Consider the following 18,016-nt stretch of genomic DNA (forward strand, 5'->3'; position numbering starts at 1 on the left):
GGACCTCGTCATCATGAAGCACCTGCCTCGCACCACCCTGCTGTGCGCTGCTCTGCTGGCCCTGGTTGCCTGCTCCAGCAACCGTGTCGATCCCAAGGACTATTCCGGCTTTCTCAAGGACTACAGCCGCCTGAAGCCCGCCGAGAGCGTCTCCGGCGCGCCGGTGATGCGCTGGATCGATCCGGGTGTGAAGGCCAGCCAGTACACCAAGGTGTTCATCGAACCGAGCCAGTTCTATCCCAAGCCGCAGCCGACCAACGTGATCTCGGCGCAGACCCTGCAGGAGATCACCCGCTACTTCAACGAAGCGATGCGCCGCGAACTGGGGAGCGTGCTCACCCTGGTCAAGGAGCCTGGCCCGAACACCATCGTGGTGCGCCCGGCGATCACCGCAGTGTCCACCAGCACCGAGGGCCTCAAACCCTACGAGGTGATTCCCATCGCCCTGGTGGCCGCGGCGGTGAACACGGCCGCGGGCGGTCGCGACCAGGCCGTGGACATTGCAGTGGAGGCTGCATTCCTCGACGGCGGCAACCAGAACGTGCTGGCCCAGGTGGTGCGCAAGGGCAGCGGCAAGGAGCTGGAGAACGACAGCACGCAACTGACCCTGAACGACGTCAAGCCGGTGCTCGATGGCTGGGCCAGCGACATGCGCCGCAGCTTCGTGGCGTTGCAGCAGAAGTCGAAGTGAGTCCGTCCAGCCCGTAGCTCATCGCGGGGCAAGCCCGCTCCCACGAAACGGGAGCCGGCTTGCAGGCCTGATTGACACCACTCGTCGGACATACTGCAAAAAGGCCATCACTGCATTTTTTGCCTGCTTAACTCAAGCGAGCTGCCAGGCAGGCGGCACCGCACTTCAGGGATGGCTGCACAAGCCGGCTGCCAACAGCCGCTCGCACCGGGCACGCCAGTACATCCGCCCGTCTACCTGCCTCTCCCCCTTTTCTCCCCCGTCCGCCTGCGCAAGCGTTGGTTACGGTATCTCATTCATTGAATGCAACGGAGGCAATCATGTCTGTATCGCTGACCGCACCGTCGGAAGGCCTGTTCCCGGTGTCCTACCTCATTGGTACCAATGCCCCGGGCGCCCCGCGCCTGCAGCTGGACCTGCTGGTCTACACCCCAGACCGCAGCGTCAACGGCCACGCGCTGATCACCCAGACCACCAACCCACCGCTGGAGCTGGGCCTGGATGCCTGGGGCAGCTACAGCTACCTCACCGTGCAACCACCAAGCGAAGGCAAGATCCTGCTGACGGTACGTGGCAACCACGGTGGCCCACACGCCAATTCGCCGGAGCAGTTCGAACTGCGCGCACTGCTTGACCTGGACTGGCAGAAAGGCACGGCCAGCTACCGTTACTACAACGGCCAGCGTTGGATCGAGGTGGACAACGTACCCGTCGTGCTTGAGCTCAAACGCATCCAGACGCTGGCGAACGTCGACCTGACGACCGAGCTGCACAACGCCACCTTGGAGGCAGTGATCGCCACTGGTGACGTCGCGCAACTCAAGCAACTGGCCAGCGGTGCCGTGGGCAAAGCCCTGGACCAGGCCCTCGCCTCGACCAAGAGCCCGGCCGCCAAAGCCGCCAAGAAAGCCTGAGCAGACAAGGAGAATCAGCATGTCCTTCGGACTTTTTCATACCCGCCTGAACGTCAGCAACGGGCTGCTCGGCGCACCTATCCTGACCCTCGACCTGCTGGTCAATACCGTGCAGAAGAAGGTCACCGGCAGGGCCTCCATCATCCAGGCCACGCATCCGGTCCAGGTCTTCCACGCCAAGGTGTGGGGCGGCTACAGCGAGCTGCCGTTCGCGCCCGTAGGTAGCCCGTCAATTGTCCTGCACCTGGATGGCAGCCCAAGCGGCCCGCTCAGCCAGATCGCCCAGAGCTTCCACCTGCAGGGTCTGCTCGACCAGGGCTGGAACATCGGCACCGCCAGCTACCGGTACTTCAGCAACGGCCACTGGGTCGACCAGCATGGCCGCGTGCGCAAGGCGCCGGACATCACCCACCAGGATCAACCGCAACCCGCGGAGCGCCTGAAGGCTGTGATCAAGCACCTGGAAAACGCTTGACCTGAACCGTCGCGGGGCCAGCCCGCCCCCACATCAAGGTGTGGGAACGGGCTGGCCCCGCGATCATCGGTCAGGCCATGAAGCTATAGGCAATCGCCGACAGCGTGATCAAGCCGATCAAAACCACGAATACGTTCGACAGCTTGCCCGAGTACTGGCGCAACGCCGGCACCTTCTGTACCGCATACATCGGCATCAGGAACAGCAAGCAGGCGATCACCGGCCCACCCAGACTTTCGATCAGCCCGAGAATGCTCGGGTTGAGGGTCGCCACCGCCCAGCAGGTCACCAGCATGAACAGCGCCGTGGCGCGCTCCAGGCGCTTGGCCGGCCAGGCCTTGCCACGTCCGCGCAGGCTCTTGACGATCATGCCCTGGAAACCTTCGCTGGCACCGATGTAGTGGCCAAGGAACGACTTGGTGATCGCCACCAGCGCGATCAGCGGCGCGACAAAGGCGATCACCGGGGTCTGGAAGTGGTTGGCCAGGTACGACAGGATCGAGATATTCTGCGCCTTGGCCGCGGCCAGGTCGGCCGGGCTCAGGGCCAGCACGCAGCTGAAGCAGAAGAACATCACCGTCAGTACCATCATCACATGGGCGGTGGCCAGGGTGCGGCCGCTCTTGCGGTCGGCATCATTGCCATAACGGTGCTTCTGGTCGACGGCGAACGCGGAGATGATCGGCGAGTGGTTGAACGAGAACACCATCACCGGGATCGCCAGCCACAAGGTCAGCAGCAGCTTCGAGGCGCTGATGCCTTCGTTGGCCTGGGCGAAGAACGCGCCGTTCCAGTTGGGAATCAGGCTCAAGGCCAGCAGCAGCAACGAGGCAACGAAGGGATAGACCAGCACGCTCATGGCCTTGACGATGATCTGCTGGCCACAGCGCACCACGATCATCAGCCCGCAGATCAGCAGCAGGGCCAGCAGCGCTCGCGGCGGCGCGCCGATGTGCAGCTGGTGTTCGAAGAAGCTGGTCAGGGTGTTGGTCAAGGCCACGCTGTAGACCAGCAGGATCGGAAAGATGGCGAAGAAGTACAGCAAGGTGATGAGCTTGCCGGCGCCCACGCCGAAGTGCTCTTCCACCACCTCGGTGATGTCCTCGTTGCCGCCCTTGCGCCCGGACAGCACGAAGCGGGTCAGCGCGCGGTGGGCGAAGAAGGTCATGGGGAACGCCAGCAGCGCCAGGATCAGCAGCGGCCAGAAACCGCCTACTCCGGCGTTGATCGGCAGGAACAGGGTGCCGGCGCCGATCGCCGTGCCATACAGGCCCAGGGCCCAGGTGGTGTCGTGGCGGTTCCAGGTGGTCGAGCCGCTGGCCGAAGCCAGGGCAGCCGAATCCGCACGAACGCTCGTGGTGCTTTGTACATCAGTCATTGGGTATCGCCTTGTAGTTGTTTTTGTCGCAGGTACAGCGGGTGTTGCAGGTTGATACCGCTCCCCTGTAGGAGCGGCCTTGTGCCGCGAACGGGCTGCAGTGCAGCCCAAGAATTTCAGTGTGGGAGGAGTATCGCCGGGGCCGCTTTGCGGCCCTTTCGCGGCACGAGGCCGCTCCTACAGCGGGGTCCGTACGGAGCCATCAGCACTCGACGAACGCGACAGCCAGGCCGCCGCGGGAGGTTTCCTTGTAGTTGGCGTGCATGTCCGCGCCGGTGTCACGCATAGTGCGGATCACCCGGTCGAGGGAGATGAAGTGCTCGCCGTCACCGCGCAGGGCCATCTGCACGGCGTTGATGGCCTTCACCGCGGCGATCGCGTTGCGCTCGATGCAGGGGATCTGCACCAGGCCACCGACCGGGTCGCAGGTCAGCCCGAGGTTGTGCTCAAGGGCGATCTCGGCAGCGTTTTCCAGCTGTGGCGGCGTGGCGCCCAGCACCTCGGCGAGCCCCGCGGCGGCCATCGAGCAGGCCGAGCCCACCTCGCCCTGGCAGCCCACTTCGGCGCCGGAGATCGAGGCGTTCTTCTTGCACAGGATGCCCACCGCAGCGGCCGCCAGCAGGAACGCCACCACGTCGTCGTCGCAGGCACCGGGGTTGAACTTCATGTAGTAATGCAGCACCGCCGGGATGATCCCGGCCGCGCCGTTGGTGGGCGCGGTGACCATGCGCCCGCCGGCGGCGTTCTCTTCGTTGACCGCCAGGGCAAACAGGTTGACCCATTCCATGGCGCTGAGGGTCGAGCCGATCACGTTGGGCTTGCCGACCTCCTGCAGGCTGCGGTGCAGGCGCGCCGCCCGGCGCTTGACCTTCAGCCCGCCGGGCAGGATGCCTTCGTTGCGCAGGCCGTTGTCGACGCACTCGCCCATCGCCGCCCAGATCTTCAGCAGGCCTTCGCGCACCTCGCTTTCCGGGCGCCAGGCGCACTCGTTGGCCAGCATCAGCTGGCTGACGCTCAGGTTGTGGGCCTTGCACAGGGCCAGCAGTTCGGCGCCGCTGGAGAATTCGTAGGGCAAGGCGACCGGGTTGTCGCTGCCTTGCGGCGCATCGATCTCGCTTTGCTCGACGATAAAGCCGCCACCCACGGAATAGTAGGTCTGGCTGAACTGGCTGCCCTGCCCGTCGAAGCTTTCCAGGGTCATCGCATTGGGGTGATAGGCCAGGCTCTCGTCAAGCAGGCGCATGTCACGGCTGTACTGGAACTCGATCGGCTGGCTGCCATCGAGCATCAGGCACTGCTCCTGCATCAGCTGGTCGATGCGTGGCTCGATGCTGTGCGGATCGATGCGGTCCGGCCACTGGCCCATCAACCCCAGCAGGCAGGCGCGGTCCGTGGCGTGACCGACACCGGTGGCCGACAGCGAGCCATACAGGCGCACCTCGACTCGCCGCACCTGGGCCAGCAGGCCGCGTTCACGCAGGGCCTGGGCGAAGGTCGCCGCGGCGCGCATGGGGCCGACGGTATGGGAGCTGGACGGGCCGATGCCAATCTTGAAAAGGTCGAAAACACTGATAGCCATGCTAATGCCTGACCGTGACAACCATCTAGGATATGCCACGGTTCTCTGGAAAATTTGAGCGGTATTGCCAAGTTGCGCGATACTGCCCCTCTCAGGCCAGCTTGACCAACGAAACTTCCTACATAAGCCTTTAGCAGGACTAAACGATGAAAGGCCCACTCAACGGCCAGGTGTTCGTCTGGCTGCACGTGTTCTCCTGTGCGGCGCGGCACCTGTCGTTCACCCGTTGCGCCGAGGAGCTGCACATCACCCCCGGCGCGGTCAGCCAACAAATGCGCCAGCTCGAGGAACGCCTGGGCTTTCGCCTGTTCCTGCGCCGCGCCCGTGGCGTCGAGCTGTCCGCCGAAGGCCAGCGCCTGGCCCAGACCGTGGCCGAGGCCTATGGCGGCATCGAGGCCGAGCTGCTGCGCCTGGATGCCGGTGAAATCCGTGGCACCCTGCGCTTGCGCTCGATCCCCTCGTTCCTGGCCAAGTGGCTGACACCGCGCCTGCCGCGCTTCCAGCAGCGCTACCCGGACATCGAACTGCGCCTGGTGGCCGAGGACAGCAACCAGGCGCTGCACCCGGAAGACTTCGACCTGGCCATCGACCTCAACGACGGCAGCTACCCGGGCATGCTCTCCACCCCGCTGCTGGACGAACAGATCTTTCCGGTCTGCTCGCCGGCCCTGCTGCGTGGCCGCCCACCGCTGCATGGGCCGGCGGACCTGGCTCACTACCCGCTGCTGCACGACATCACCGCCTGGCGCGGCAGCTCGGAGTACGCCGAATGGGAGTTCTACCTCGACGGCATCGGCGCCGGCGGGCTGGACGTGCGCCGCGGGCACACCTTCAACCGCAACCACCTGACCATCGAGGCCGCCATCGCCGGTGTCGGCGTGGCCATCGCCCGGCGCACCCTGCTCAACGACGAGCTGGAGCGCGGCGCGCTGATCGTGCCGTTCGGGGTGCCGATCACCAACCACAAGCGCTATGTGCTGCTGTATCCGCCGGGCGGACTGAGCCAGCCTGGAGCGCGTGCGGTGCATGACTGGCTGGTGGAAGAAGCACAGGGTTTCCGCGCCTTGCATCCGCTGAAGCTGCCCGCCAACTGAAGGTATTCGCACCGCACAGCGTCCTCAATCGGCAAACGCCTGCACCAGCTGGTCGATCACTGCCCGCACCCGCGCCGTGTGGCGCAGGTCCCGATGGGTGACCATCCACACCTCGTAGGGCTGGCTGCGCGCGCGCTGCGGCCAGACCCGCAGCAGGCCGTCGCGCTGCCCCAACGCCACGGGGATCTCGCCCAGGCCCAACCCTTCGGCAATGCCCCGGCGCAGCATCATGCTGGCATTGGCCGCCATCACCACCCTGCCCTCGCCCATGGGCACGTCCACCAGGGTCGGTACCCCGCGATCACGCCAGTACGGCTCGTACACCACCAGGTCATGGCCGGCAAAACTGCCCTCCTGCGGCATGCCGCGACGCGCCAGATAGTCCGCCGAGGCGAACAGCCCCATCTGCCAGCTGGCCAGCTTGCGCAGCACCAGGTCGGGGTTGTCCGGGCGCTGGTTGCGGATGGCGATGTCGGTTTCGCGTTGCGACAGGTTGACGATCTCCGAGCTGCCGCTGAGCACGATGCGCACCTCGGGGTGATCGTCGTGCAACCGGCGCAGCGCCGGGATGACGAACTCCAGCGCCAGGGAATCGGTGGTGGCGATGCGCACCTCGCCGGCCTGTTCGTTATCGCTGCCCCGGGTGCGACGGGCCAGCTCCAGGGCAGCCTGCTCCATCTTCTGCGCCAGCTCCACGGCCACTTCGCCGGTGGCGGTCAACTGGTAACCGGCGGGGGTGCGCAGGAACAGGGTCGCGCCAAGATCGGCCTCCAGCGCCGCCACCCGCCGGCCCACCGTGGCCTGGTCGACGCGCAGCACCCGGGCGGCGCGGCGCAGGGTCAGTTCGCGGCTCAAGGCCAGCAGCATGCGGGCGTCGTCCCAGTTCATTTGTTCACTCCATTGTTCGTCGGGCAACGAGAGCCTGTGGGAGCGGGTTTACCCGCGAAAACAGTAGTGGGTTCACCAACGTATTCGCGGGTAAACCCGCTCCCACAGGACAGGAATCTCACCTGAAGAAAATCTGCAAAGGTGCGTCGCAAAATCGCCGCGCGACCGCGCAGCGTGGGTTTCATACCCTGTGACGCACCGGGCCAAAGCGGCCTTTCCTCAGAATGACAGAGGTTTTCATGCGTCACATCCCCACTCACATGACCGCCATCGATATTACCCAACCTGGGGGCCCCGAGGTCCTGCAGGCCACCACCCATGCCACGCCTCGACCAGGCCCCCGGGAGGTGCTGATCCAGGTCCATGCCGCCGGCGTCAACGGCCCCGACCTGCTGCAGCGCAAGGGCCTGTACGACCCGCCCGCCGGCGCGCCGGACATTCCGGGGCTGGAGATCGCCGGCAAGGTCGTGGCCACCGGCGAGCAGGTCCGCCACTTTGCCGTGGGCGACGCGGTGATCGCCCTGGTCCAGGGCGGCGGCTACGCCGAGTACGCCGTGGCCGACGAGCGCACCACCGCGCACCTGCCGGACAACCTGTCGATGGTCGAGGGCGCGGCCTTGCCAGAAACGTTCATGACCGTCTGGGTCAACCTGTTCCAGCGTGGCGGCTTCAAGGCCGGTGAAAGCGTGCTGATCCACGGCGGCGCCTCCGGCATCGGCACCACCGCCACGCAGCTGGCCCGTGCCTTGGGCGCGGCGAAGATCCTCACCACGGTCAATGGCGCCGGGCAACAGGCCGCCAGCCTGGAACTGGGCGCCGACGTGGCCATCGACTACACCCGCGAGGACTTCGTCGAACAGGTCATGCTGCACACCGAGGGCAAGGGCGTGGACGTGATCGTCGACATCATCGCCGGTGACTATGTGGCCCGCAATTTCAAGGCCGCGGCCATGGACGGACGCATCGTGCAGATCGGCGTGGTCAAGGGCCCGGCCACCGAGGTCGACCTGTTCCCCCTGCTGACCAAGCGCCTGACCCATATCGGCTCGACGCTGCGCGCGCGCAGTGCCGACGACAAGGCAGCGATTCTCACGGACCTGCTGGCCAAGGCCTGGCCTCATGTGCGCAGCGGTTCGGTCAAGCCATTGGTTCACGCGACCTTCCCGCTGGCGGCGGCCAGCCAGGCCCATGCCCTGATGGAGTCTGGCCGGCATATCGGCAAGGTGGTGTTGACGGTTGCGCACAACGGCTGAGTCAGTCGAGCGCGCCGCTGCCCAGGGCGATCCTGATCGCCTGGGCGGTGGTGCTCACCCCCAAGCGCCGGCGGGCGGCGCGAAGATGGTTTTCCACGGTGCGCACCGACAGGCCCAGGGTGGCGGCGATATCCGCCTGGCGCTGCCCGGCGGCGGTCCAGGCCAGCACCTGGCGCTCACGCGCCGACAGCTGACCCTCGCCGGGCGGTGCCTCCAGCAGCCGCCGTGCACCGAGGAACGCGGCGTTGGCCAGCAGGCTCAGGGCCAGGCGCGCCGGCGCCGAAGCGTCGATGCGCACACCGCCCAGGCTCATCGCTCCCTCCAGGCCCGCCGGGCCGAACACCGGCACTTGCAGGCCATGGATGCCCGGCCCGCATGGCACCCGCACCACCCGATAGCGTTCACCTTCGTCGCTCGGCTGCTTGCTCCAGAAGAACGCTTCACGGGCCGCCAGCAGATGGCGGGTCACCGGGCAATGGCGTACGTAGGTCCGGGCATCGACCACCTGGCCATCACCGAACCAGTCCCCTTCCACCCAGTGGATGCGCTCGACCACTTCATCCCGCGCAGCGCTGGCGCTGAACAACACAAAGCGGTCATAGCCCAGCGGCCGGGCGACGTTGCGCACGGCCGTCTGGATCGTCGTCAGGGCGGTAGCCTGCTCGATCTGCCGGACCGCCTGTACCACCTCGTCGAACGGCATGCCGCTCACCCGCCGTTGGCCGCCTTGAGCAACGCCGCGGCAGCCAGCTTGCCCAAGGCGTTGCCGGCCAGCGGGCTGTCGCCGGTGAGCAACCGACGGTCCTGGTGGACAGCACCGGAGATACCCTCGTTGACGATCTCGACGCCCTGCGCCTGCAGACGCTCGCCGAACTTCCAGGTCAGGTGACCGGGCATGTAGCCGATGTCCGGGGTCTTGGCATCCAGCTCATCGGGGAAGGCGCAGATCTTGTAGCCATCGAACAGTTTGCCGCCAGCCAGCAGCGCCGCCGGACCGTGGCACAGGGTGATAACGAACTTGTCGTGATTCGCCGCCCATTTCAGCACCTGGGCAACCTCTTCGCTTTCCGGCAGGCCGATCAACGCGCCATGGCCACCGGGAATGAACACGCCGATGTAGTCCGAGTCGTCACCCAGGGCACTGTCGATCACCTCGGCGAGCTTGCGCGGCTGTTTGAAGGCGGGCTTGTAGCGCTCGAACAGGCCGAGCACCTGCTGGTCCTCGCGCGGCATGGCCCAGTATTCGAACTTGACCGGGTTGCCCGACAAGGTCGCGACATCGAAGGCGAAGCCGGCCTTGTCCAGGTGGTACATGGGCAGCAGGGTTTCCACCGGATGGTTGCCGGTGGAAAACAGCGTGCCGTTGTCGGTGAGCAGGTAGCGCTCGTCGGCGCCGATCAAGAGGATTTTCCAGCGTCCGCCCTTGTAGGCGTCGGGGTAGTCGGCGCCGCTGAGGTCAGACTTGGGTGAGGTGAATTGGCTGAGGGAGAACGGCGAGGGGAAAAAGGCGTTGTCCTCGGCCGGGTCGGGGGTCGGGCGTTTGTCGTCGTTGCTGTTGGTCATGGCTGTGCTCCAGTGCCTGGGGGTTGACCAGATCCATGCTAGGAGGCCACCGGATGCGCGGCAATGAGGGTTTTCCCTCAATGGCTGTCCGTGGCATCGGTACAAAGTCCCGGTGTAGGAGCGGCCTTGTGCCGCGAAAGGGCTGCGGCAGCAGCCCCAGCGATATTGATGGTGACTCGGAGCCTGGGGCCGCTTCGCGCCCCTTTCGCGGCACAAGGCCGCTCCTACACCGGGACCGCAAAATGGCTCAGGGCAGTCTAGTCGAGCGCAGCGGGTGTATCGACGTCGCGCAATACACCTGCGTCGTCTACCTCGACCACCTGCAACTGTTGCCGATGCCGTTGCAGCACCGAACGCGCGCCCTCATCGCCGGCCATCAGTGCGAGTTCAGGCCAGTAGTTGCGCCCAAACAGCACCGGATGCCCATTCTGCCCCAGATGACGCGGCACCACGATGACCGCAGGGCCAGCGCTTGCGATCAACCGCCGGAAGGTTGCGGGCAGAATCCACGGCATGTCCCCCAACAGGATGGCGACCGCCTGCGCCTCGCTGTCGCCCAGCGAAGCGGCGCCCGCCGCCAGGCTATGGCCCATGCCCAGTCCGGCCTCGAGGCTATGGACAATTCGGCAGCCCGCCGGCAACCCCAGATCCTCGCCCCGTTCGCCAGCGCGCAGCACCACGCGCACCTCGTCGAACGCCGCCAGGGCGCGCTCGACGCTATGCTGCAACAGGCTGCGACCATCGCCCAGCGCGGCCCGGCGCTTGTCCGCGCCGAAGCGCGAACCCTGGCCGGCCGCCAATACCAACGCGACGACGCTCACAAAGCCTCGCGGGCGATGCCGCTGCGGGTACGGAGGATATCGGCGAGCACCGCCAGGGCGATCTCCGCCGGCGTCTTGCTGCCCAGGTTGAGGCCGATGGGGGCATGGATGCGCGCCATCTCGGCATCGTCGAGCCCGCCGATACGGCGCAGGCGTTCACGGCGCTTTTCCGAGGTGGCGCGCGAGCCCATCACGCCGATGTAGAAGGCTTCGGTATGTACCGCTTCGAGCATGGCCAGGTCGTCGATCTTCGGGTCGTGGGTGAGCGCCACCACCGCCGTGTCGCGGTGGCAGCCACCGTTGGCGATGAACAGCGAGGGCAGTTCCCGACGGATTTCTATCCCGTCGAACACCACGTTGTCCATCACCTCGTCGCGAGGGTCGCACAGCACCACCTCGAAGCCCAGGCCCTTGCCGAACTCGGCGCAGAAGTGCGCGACGCTCGAGTAGCCCGCCAGCAACAGGCGTTGGGCGGCGCCGACGCGCAAGCGCACGAACTCGCCGCCCTGCTCCACCCGTGGCCCCTGGCTGTGGTCATCCAATACGCGACGTTCGCCCGTGCGCAGGTCGACCTCGCGCAGCAGCCGGCGACGGCCCAGCAAGGCCGCCTCCAGCTCACCCAGGTGTGCCTGGGTCGCGCAGTCGCCCGGCAGGTTCTCCACCAGCACATCGAGGATGCCACCGCAGGGCAGGCGGATGTTGCCGCGGGTGTCGCTGCCGTCGCCATAGCGCACCACGGCGACGGCAGCGGCGAACTCGTCGGCGGCGACGCGTTCGAGGAAGTCCTCCTCGACGCAGCCGCCGGACAGCGAGCCGACCCAGTGCCCCTGGTCGTTGACCGCCAACAGCGAGCCCGGCGCGCGCGGCGCCGAGCCGTAGGTGCAGAGCACCGTGCACAGCCACACGCGCAAGCCGTCACGCGACCACTGCGCCGCCTGGCGCACCACCTGAAGGTCGAGATGCTGCACGGGTCAGTCCGCCTTCAGCTGGGCCAGCTGCTGGGTGGTCAGGTCGCCCGGCAGGCCGCCCCAGGCTTCGCGCAGGTAGTTGACCATATCGGTCAGCTGCCGGTCGTCGAGCTTGTCGGCGAAGCCCGGCATCGGCTGCATGCGCTCAAAACCGGTGAACTGCTGCTCGCGGATGCCGTCGACGATGGCCTTGACCAGGTTGCGCGAGTCGGCCTGGCGCAGCACGGTGTTACCGCGCATGGCCACGGCGATGTGCGGCTTGCCCTCGCCCTCGACACCGTGGCAGCCGGCGCAGACGTTGAGGTACTGCTGGCGGCCGCGCTTGGCGCTCTCGCCCATGGTTTCGTGGGCGACCGCCTGCACCACCTTGGCCGCCGGCGGCTGGTCGCCGAGCAGGTAGGTGGCCATGGCCGCCAGGTCGCTGTCCTGCAGATGCTGGGTGCTGTGGTGCACCACCGGGTACATCTCGTTGAACATGCTGCCCTGGGCGCTGACCCCGTGCTTGAGGAAGGTCGCCAGATCCGCCTGGTTCCAGCCGCGGTCGGCCAGGTCCTGGGCCAGCAGGCTTGGTGCCAGGTAGCCCAGCAGCAAGCCGCCGGTCAGGCGCTTGTCCTGCTGCAGCGCGCCAATCGGATTGCGCGGGGTGTGGCATTCGCCGCAGTGGCCGAGCACCTCGACCATGTACTGGCCGCGCTTCCACGCCTCGCTGTTGCCCTTGCCCTCCTCCAGCTGCACGCTCTTGCCATACAGCAGGTTCCAGCCGATCAGGCCGGTGCGTACGTTGAACGGGAAACTCAGGCTGGTTTCCGGGGCTGGACGGTTGATCGGCGCCACGCTCATCAGGTAGGCATGGATGGCGTCGGAGTCCTCGCGCTTGACCAGGTGGTAGGAGGTGTACGGCATGGCCGGGTACAGGTTGGCGCCGTCCTTGCGCTTGCCCTCGGTGAGGGCGGCGAAGAACTCGTCGCTGCTGTAGTTGCCGATACCGTACTGCTTGTCCGGGGTGATGTTGGTGCCGTAGATGGTGCCGAACGGCGAATGGATCGGCAGGCCGCCTGCATACGGCGCGCCGCCTTCGGCGGTGTGGCAGGCCATGCAGTCGGCGGCGCGGGCGAGGTATTCGCCGCGCTTGATCAAGGCCTCGTCCGCCGCCTGGGCGTTGAAGGTGACCAGTGCGCCGATGGCCAGGGCCAGGCTGCTCAGAACACGCGTCATGCTCAACCCTCCTTGACCAGGCCGAGGTCACCCAGCACTTCGCGGGTCGCCTCGTAGTAACGCACGTAGCCGGTGCAGCGGCACACATGGTGGCCGAGGCTGGCCTCGATGGCGCCCTCCAGCTCACTCTGCTTCAGCGGCTTGCGCTGGGCCTTTTCCACCAGCACCGTGGCGGCGTTGACGAAGCCCGGCGCGCAGTAGCTGCACTGGAAGGCGAAGCGGTCGACGAACTTCTGCTGGATCGGGTTCAGCTCGCCGGGGTTGCCGGCTTCATCGACCTTGGCGTGGCCTTCGATGGTGCGGACTTTCTTGCCCTCGAAGTAATGCGCGCCGGTGATGCAGGTGCGCACTTCCTCGCTGGTGCCGTCGGGATTGTCGACGATCACCACGCAGGCATGGCAGATGCCCTGGCCGCAGCCAAGACGCGAGCCGGTGAGGTTCTGGTATTCGTGCAGGAAGTCGATCATCGCCAGGTCATCGGGGACCACTTCGGTGACGACAGGTTGACCGTTGAGGGTCAGTTGCAGCTTGCGGTCAGCCATTGAGGGCCTCCTTGACTCGGGCGGGGGTGATGGGCAGGTCGCGCACGCGCTTGCCGATGGCATGGGCCACGGCGTTGCCGATGGCGCCGACCACCGGGATCATCACCACTTCGGCGATGCCCTTGGACGGATCGGTCGGCGACAGCGGCGGCAGGATCTCCGAAGTCTGCTTCCACACCGCCACATGTTTGGCCATCGGCAGGCGGTAACGGTTGAAATTCCAGTCGCCCTCGCCCGGGCCACCCTCGTACAGCGGCATTTCTTCCAGCAGCGCATGGCCGATGCCCATGGCGATACCGCCCTCGAGCTGGCCCTTGACCAGCTCCGGCACCAGCACCCGGCCGCACTCGACCCAGCTGTGGTGGTTGAGCACCGTCACCTCGCCGCTGCCCTTGTTGACCTTGACCTCGACGATGGTCGCCACCGGGCTGTAGTAGGTGACCATGGCGTTGTTCAGCTGGGTGGCCGGGTACTCGGCGTTCTGCCGGTCAAGCAGGTGGAAGCCGGCGCTGTTCATCTGCGCCTTCTTCGCGTTCACCGCGCCGTCGCCGTACTTCACCGCCACGGCATCGAGCGGCAGGCGCTCGCGCACGCCGTCGATGACGTAGTCGGCCTCGGCCCAGCTCCAGCGGTTGAAACCGTGCACGCTGACACCGGTGACCAGGCCCATCTCATGGGCTTTCTTGGCCAGCGTGGCGAACGGGATCGGCGCCAGGCCGTTGCCGGTCAGCTCACCGTTGACCCACACCGCGTTCTCGCGGCGCACCACCAGCGGGTTGGCCTGACCGCCATACGGGCCCTGGCTCCACAGGGCCATGGCCGCCGGCCACAGGCCGTGGTTGAACAGCACGCGGGCCGCTTCGCGGGTGGCGTGGCTGAAGTAGAACGCCGAGTTGGTCGCCGACGACGGCGAAGCCAGCTTGCCGACCCAGCGCGGGTTGCGCAGCGCGGCGTCCTGCTCGGCCTGGCTGATCAGGTAGGGGTTGCCGCTGGTGGTCAGCGCCAGCTCCGGCCATTCGGTCTGGGCGGTCATGACCTCGTCGGCGACACGGCCGAGGAAGTCGCTGACCACCAGGGCCTGGGAGGTGGACATACCGGTGCCCAGTTCGGTGCCGATATGGCGCAGGCTGATACGGCCGTCAGCGGTGAACTCGACTGCCGCCATCGGCGCCTCGGAGCCGGTGCCGAAGTCTTTCTGGGTGATGGCAAAGCCCACGCCGTACCAGTTGTCGTGGTCCTTGGCGTCTTCGGCCTGCTTGCGCGCCTGGCGGTTCTTCCACCAGTCGTGCGCGGCGGCCTTGTCGAGGATCTCGTGCAGGCGCAGGGCACCGGCGGGCACCGCGCCCTGGGTGTTCTTCATGCCCGACTTGAGCGCGTTCTTGCGGCGCAGCTCGATGGCGTCAACGCCCAGGCGGTCGGCGATCTCGTCGACCATCATCTCGGTGGCGGCCATGCTCTGCAGGGTGCCGTAGCCGCGCATGGAGCCTGCCTCGACGCCACGGGAATGGTAGGCGGTCACCGACAGGTCGTTCTGCGGCATATAGTAGATCGACTGCGCCGCGGTGGCGCCCACGGCGGCCACCGACGGGCTGTAGTTGATGCGCCCGCCGCCGTCGACGCTCATGTCGGCGCGGAAAATCTTGAAGCTCATGTCCTTCTTGTCGACGGCCAGCTGGTAGCGGATGTCGAACGGGTGGCGCTTGATGCCACTCTGGAACTGCTCATAGCGGTCGTTGGCCAGGCGGATCGGCACGCCCGCGCCGTACAGGGCGGCGACGGCGGCGAAGAACACGAAGATGTTGTTGTCCTTGGAGCCGTAGCCGACGGTGTAGCCCGGGTGCATGTTCAGGTGCTTCAGGCCGAAGCGCGACGGCTTGATCATGTGCACGCATTCCTGCGCCACTTCGAACGGGCACTGGGTGGCCACAACGAAATGCAGGGTGCCGGTGGCCGGGTCGAACCAGCCGTTGCCGTTGTCCGGCTCGAGGGCCGCGGGCTCGATCGACGGGGTCTTGTAGCGTTCGTCGAACAGCAACCAGTCTTCCGGCGGCTGCTTGAGCTGCTCGTCGATGCGCTGGGCGTAGAACATCCCCTGCTCGGTGAGGGTGCCGTGCTGCTTGGGCTCGGCGGTCCATACCGGCTTGCGCGCCAGGATGGTGGGGAACAGCATGGTGTTCTTCAGGCTCGAGTATTCGTCCTCGTCGAACGGCGTCTTGCCGCCCACGCGCACGAAACGGAAGCTGCCGTAGGGGTCGCGCTGGTACAGCGGCGCCTGGGCGCCATAGCGGATTGCCTGGTCGTTGAACTGCAGCTTGAGCTTGGCCTTGCGGAAACGCTCGAAGTCGTTCCAGATCAGGATCGCCACCGGGTGGCCGATGAACATCGGCACCTGGCCCGGCGGCAGCAGCGGGTCCGGCGAATGGGCTTCGGGCCAGGCGATGCCGTCCTTCTTCAGGTCGTCGGCGGTGACGATACGGTCCGGCTGCAGCTCGGCGCCCAGCAGCGACAGGTCATGGCCTGCGTAGATGCGGTCGGCCTTGGTGGCCTTGAGCAGCATGGCGTGGCCCTGCTGCTGCGGCCAGCCGGGCATGTCCTTGGCGCGGATGTCGCGGGCGAACACCTTGTTGCCACAGACCTTGGACAGCGCGTCGTTACGAAAACGCGCCTTGCCGTCGTGGTTCATCCACTTCTGCGGCGAGGTGGTGACCTTGTTTTCCATCAGGGCGGCGAAGGCCTGGCTGCCGAGCGGCGCCAGGGTCACGCCGACACCGGCGATCAGCCCGCCTTGCAGGAACGAACGCCGGGAAATATCACGGTTGGACATGGTTGATCCTCTGGGTAGCTCTTGGGCTGCCCATGCTTTTTCTGGTGCTTGAGAAACTGGGAGGGCGCGCACGATCACAAAAACTGACTGCGAAGTCAAGTTGACGATCGTAGGGTACCTCTGCAAGTCAAGCAGACAACTTGTCGCGGGGTGGGGCCTTCGATTGGATAGGGCCCATGGCGAGGGCAAGCGAGGCATCGCTACTGCTTGGCACGGGCGTTGCCCGTGATCGCGGGACAAGCCCGCTCCTACAGGTGGGGGGGGCGAAATCGGGGGCAAAAAAAAGACGCCTCATTGGAGGCGTCAAGACATTCACCTGTAACCAAAGGAGCACGTGGGCTTCTCAAGGTGAATTCGGGAAATGCTCAGAGGATCGACAGGGGGTACTCGACGATCACCCGCACCTCGTCCAGGTCCGATTCGAAGGCCGTGGCCCGGGTGGTGGCCTGGCGCACGCGCAGCGACAGGTCCTTGGCCGCGCCGGTCTGCACCACGTACTTGACCTCGATGTCGCGCTCCCAGCGCTTCTGGTCGGTGAGCGGGTCGCCGTTGTCATCGCGGCGCATGTAGTAGGCGTTGGCGTGGCTGTAGTCGGCGTCGCTGCCACGGCCATAGCGGGTCATGAACGACAGCCCCGGCACCCCGTAGGCGGCCATGTTCAGGTCGTAGCGCAGCATCCACGAACGCTCCTTCGGCGAGTTGAAGTCGCTGTACTGGATGGAGTTGTCGAGGAAGATCGAGTCGGACTGGCGCAGGTAGTCGAAATCGTCGTCGCCGTTGTTGCGCTGGTGGGTCAGCGCGAGGGTGTGGGCGCCGTAGCGCACGCCGAGCCTGGCGCTCCAGATGTCGTTGTCGAACTGCCCCAGGCGCTGACGCCCTTCATCCTTGGCATTGTAGAAATTGAACCCGCCGATCAGCGCCAGCTCATCCGACAACGGCCAGGTCACGCTGGTGCCGGCGTAGTACTGGTTCCACACATCCTTCAGGCGGCTGCCGAACAGGCTCACGCTGACGTTTTCGTTGATCGCGTAATCGCCGCCGCCGTAGGCGATCCATGGCGAGTCCACCGGGCCGCCGTAGAAGGTCACGAAGTTATCGCGCAAGTCGCTGGACACCGGCTGGCTCATGGCGTGCAGGCGCCCGGCCTGCAGCGTCAAGCCTTGCAGGCTGGTGTTCTCCAGGGTCACCCCGCGAAAGCTTTCCGGCAGCAGCCGCGAGTCGCCGGCAGCGACCACCGGGTTGACCGGGAACACATCGCCCACCCGCAGCACGGTGTCGAACAGGCGCACCTTGGCCGCGCCGCCGACCTTGCTGTATTCGTCGCGGGCCTGGCCATCACGGTCCACCGGCAGCACGTCGAACGAACTGCGCCCGCCGTTGCGCCCGCCACCGGTGTCGAGCTTGAGCCCGAGCATGGCGAAGGCATCCACGCCGACGCCCACCGTGCCCTGGGTGAAGCCGGATTCGAAGCGGGTGATGATGGCATGGGCCCAGGCTTCGGAGTAGCCGTTGTCGCTGGCCTTGCCGGGGTTGTAGGTGGGCGCGCGACCGTCGCGGTGGTCTCGATTGAAGTAGTAATTGCGGTTGAGCACGCTCAGGCGGCTGCCCTCGATGAACCCTTCCTGCTGCTCTTGCGCGGCCCAGGCCGCCGGGCCGAAGCCGGCCAGCGCCACCAGGGCGGCCAGGGCGGCCAGGGAAAGTGTTGGATTGCTTGTCATCCGTTGCTCCTTCGATTGCGGCTGTTCTTGTTCTCGGGCCTTGGCGCTGGAGCGTCCCTGGTCTGGCCAGATGCGTGCGCACCCAGCCCCGTT

16 protein-coding genes are annotated in these 18,016 nt (G+C 66.3%); 5 read left to right on the forward strand and 11 right to left on the reverse strand.

What is annotated here, in order from left to right; all coding sequences use genetic code 11:
* Nucleotides 1–13 precede the first annotated feature (13 nt).
* The 3 genes from PRtIB026_RS18255 to PRtIB026_RS18265 all read left to right on the forward strand — a co-directional run bounded on the left by PRtIB026_RS18255 (nt 14) and on the right by PRtIB026_RS18265 (nt 2,080).
* On the forward strand, nt 14–691 hold the full coding sequence (locus tag PRtIB026_RS18255) for a DUF3313 domain-containing protein (protein WP_203652403.1): 678 nt from the start codon (nt 14–16) through the stop codon (nt 689–691).
* A 320-nt stretch (nt 692–1,011) separates the two neighbouring features.
* On the forward strand, nt 1,012–1,605 hold the full coding sequence (locus PRtIB026_RS18260; protein WP_203652402.1) for a DUF1842 domain-containing protein: 594 nt from the start codon (nt 1,012–1,014) through the stop codon (nt 1,603–1,605).
* Nucleotides 1,606–1,624: 19 nt separating this feature from the next.
* Complete coding sequence (locus PRtIB026_RS18265) at nt 1,625–2,080, forward strand: DUF1842 domain-containing protein (RefSeq protein WP_203652401.1); 456 nt, start codon at nt 1,625–1,627, stop codon at nt 2,078–2,080.
* A 70-nt stretch (nt 2,081–2,150) separates the two neighbouring features.
* Here PRtIB026_RS18265 and PRtIB026_RS18270 read toward each other — a convergent pair whose 3' ends face one another.
* Both PRtIB026_RS18270 and PRtIB026_RS18275 read right to left on the reverse strand, forming a co-directional pair.
* On the reverse strand, nt 2,151–3,458 hold the full coding sequence (locus PRtIB026_RS18270; protein WP_203652400.1) for a serine/threonine transporter: 1,308 nt from the start codon (nt 3,456–3,458) through the stop codon (nt 2,151–2,153).
* A 202-nt stretch (nt 3,459–3,660) separates the two neighbouring features.
* A complete protein-coding gene (locus PRtIB026_RS18275; RefSeq protein ID WP_203652399.1) occupies nt 3,661–5,037 on the reverse strand; it encodes an L-serine ammonia-lyase in 1,377 nt (458 codons plus the stop codon).
* Nucleotides 5,038–5,183: 146 nt separating this feature from the next.
* On the opposite strand from PRtIB026_RS18275, the gene PRtIB026_RS18280 reads away from it, so the two are divergent.
* A complete protein-coding gene (locus PRtIB026_RS18280) occupies nt 5,184–6,131 on the forward strand; it encodes a LysR substrate-binding domain-containing protein (protein ID WP_203652398.1) in 948 nt (315 codons plus the stop codon).
* A 24-nt stretch (nt 6,132–6,155) separates the two neighbouring features.
* Here PRtIB026_RS18280 and PRtIB026_RS18285 read toward each other — a convergent pair whose 3' ends face one another.
* Nucleotides 6,156–7,019, reverse strand: a complete 864-nt coding sequence (locus tag PRtIB026_RS18285) for a LysR family transcriptional regulator (protein WP_203652397.1) — start codon at nt 7,017–7,019, stop codon at nt 6,156–6,158.
* Nucleotides 7,020–7,279: 260 nt separating this feature from the next.
* Here PRtIB026_RS18285 and PRtIB026_RS18290 point away from each other — a divergent pair, with 260 nt between their 5' ends.
* A complete protein-coding gene (locus tag PRtIB026_RS18290) occupies nt 7,280–8,272 on the forward strand; it encodes an NAD(P)H-quinone oxidoreductase (RefSeq protein WP_324256567.1) in 993 nt (330 codons plus the stop codon).
* Between the two features lies 1 nt (nt 8,273).
* On the opposite strand, the gene PRtIB026_RS18295 is transcribed toward PRtIB026_RS18290, so the two are convergent.
* The 8 genes from PRtIB026_RS18295 to PRtIB026_RS18330 form a co-directional block, all read right to left on the reverse strand.
* Nucleotides 8,274–8,975, reverse strand: a complete 702-nt coding sequence (locus PRtIB026_RS18295) for a PA1136 family autoinducer-binding transcriptional regulator (protein WP_203652396.1) — start codon at nt 8,973–8,975, stop codon at nt 8,274–8,276.
* Nucleotides 8,976–8,980: 5 nt separating this feature from the next.
* Nucleotides 8,981–9,835: a glyoxalase III HchA gene (gene hchA / locus PRtIB026_RS18300; protein WP_203652395.1), complete on the reverse strand. Its 855-nt coding sequence runs from the start codon at nt 9,833–9,835 to the stop codon at nt 8,981–8,983.
* A 257-nt stretch (nt 9,836–10,092) separates the two neighbouring features.
* Nucleotides 10,093–10,656: a nucleotidyltransferase family protein gene (locus PRtIB026_RS18305; protein ID WP_203652394.1), complete on the reverse strand. Its 564-nt coding sequence runs from the start codon at nt 10,654–10,656 to the stop codon at nt 10,093–10,095.
* Nucleotides 10,653–11,624: an XdhC family protein gene (locus PRtIB026_RS18310; RefSeq protein ID WP_203652393.1), complete on the reverse strand. Its 972-nt coding sequence runs from the start codon at nt 11,622–11,624 to the stop codon at nt 10,653–10,655. The genes PRtIB026_RS18305 and PRtIB026_RS18310 overlap by 4 nt, the downstream gene beginning before the upstream one ends.
* Before the next feature lie 3 nt (nt 11,625–11,627).
* A complete protein-coding gene (locus PRtIB026_RS18315; protein WP_203652392.1) occupies nt 11,628–12,839 on the reverse strand; it encodes a cytochrome c in 1,212 nt (403 codons plus the stop codon).
* 2 nt (nt 12,840–12,841) lie between these two features.
* Nucleotides 12,842–13,381: a (2Fe-2S)-binding protein gene (locus tag PRtIB026_RS18320; protein WP_203652391.1), complete on the reverse strand. Its 540-nt coding sequence runs from the start codon at nt 13,379–13,381 to the stop codon at nt 12,842–12,844.
* On the reverse strand, nt 13,374–16,205 hold the full coding sequence (locus tag PRtIB026_RS18325) for a xanthine dehydrogenase family protein molybdopterin-binding subunit (protein ID WP_203652390.1): 2,832 nt from the start codon (nt 16,203–16,205) through the stop codon (nt 13,374–13,376). The genes PRtIB026_RS18320 and PRtIB026_RS18325 overlap by 8 nt, the downstream gene beginning before the upstream one ends.
* A 365-nt stretch (nt 16,206–16,570) precedes the next feature.
* Entirely contained in the window at nt 16,571–17,923 is a 1,353-nt protein-coding gene (locus PRtIB026_RS18330; protein WP_203652389.1) for an OprD family porin, read from the reverse strand.
* Nucleotides 17,924–18,016: the final 93 nt, after the last annotated feature.

Origin of the sequence: Pseudomonas sp. RtIB026, assembly GCF_016861355.2 — a bacterium.
Lineage (GTDB): Bacteria > Pseudomonadota > Gammaproteobacteria > Pseudomonadales > Pseudomonadaceae > Aquipseudomonas > Aquipseudomonas peradeniyensis.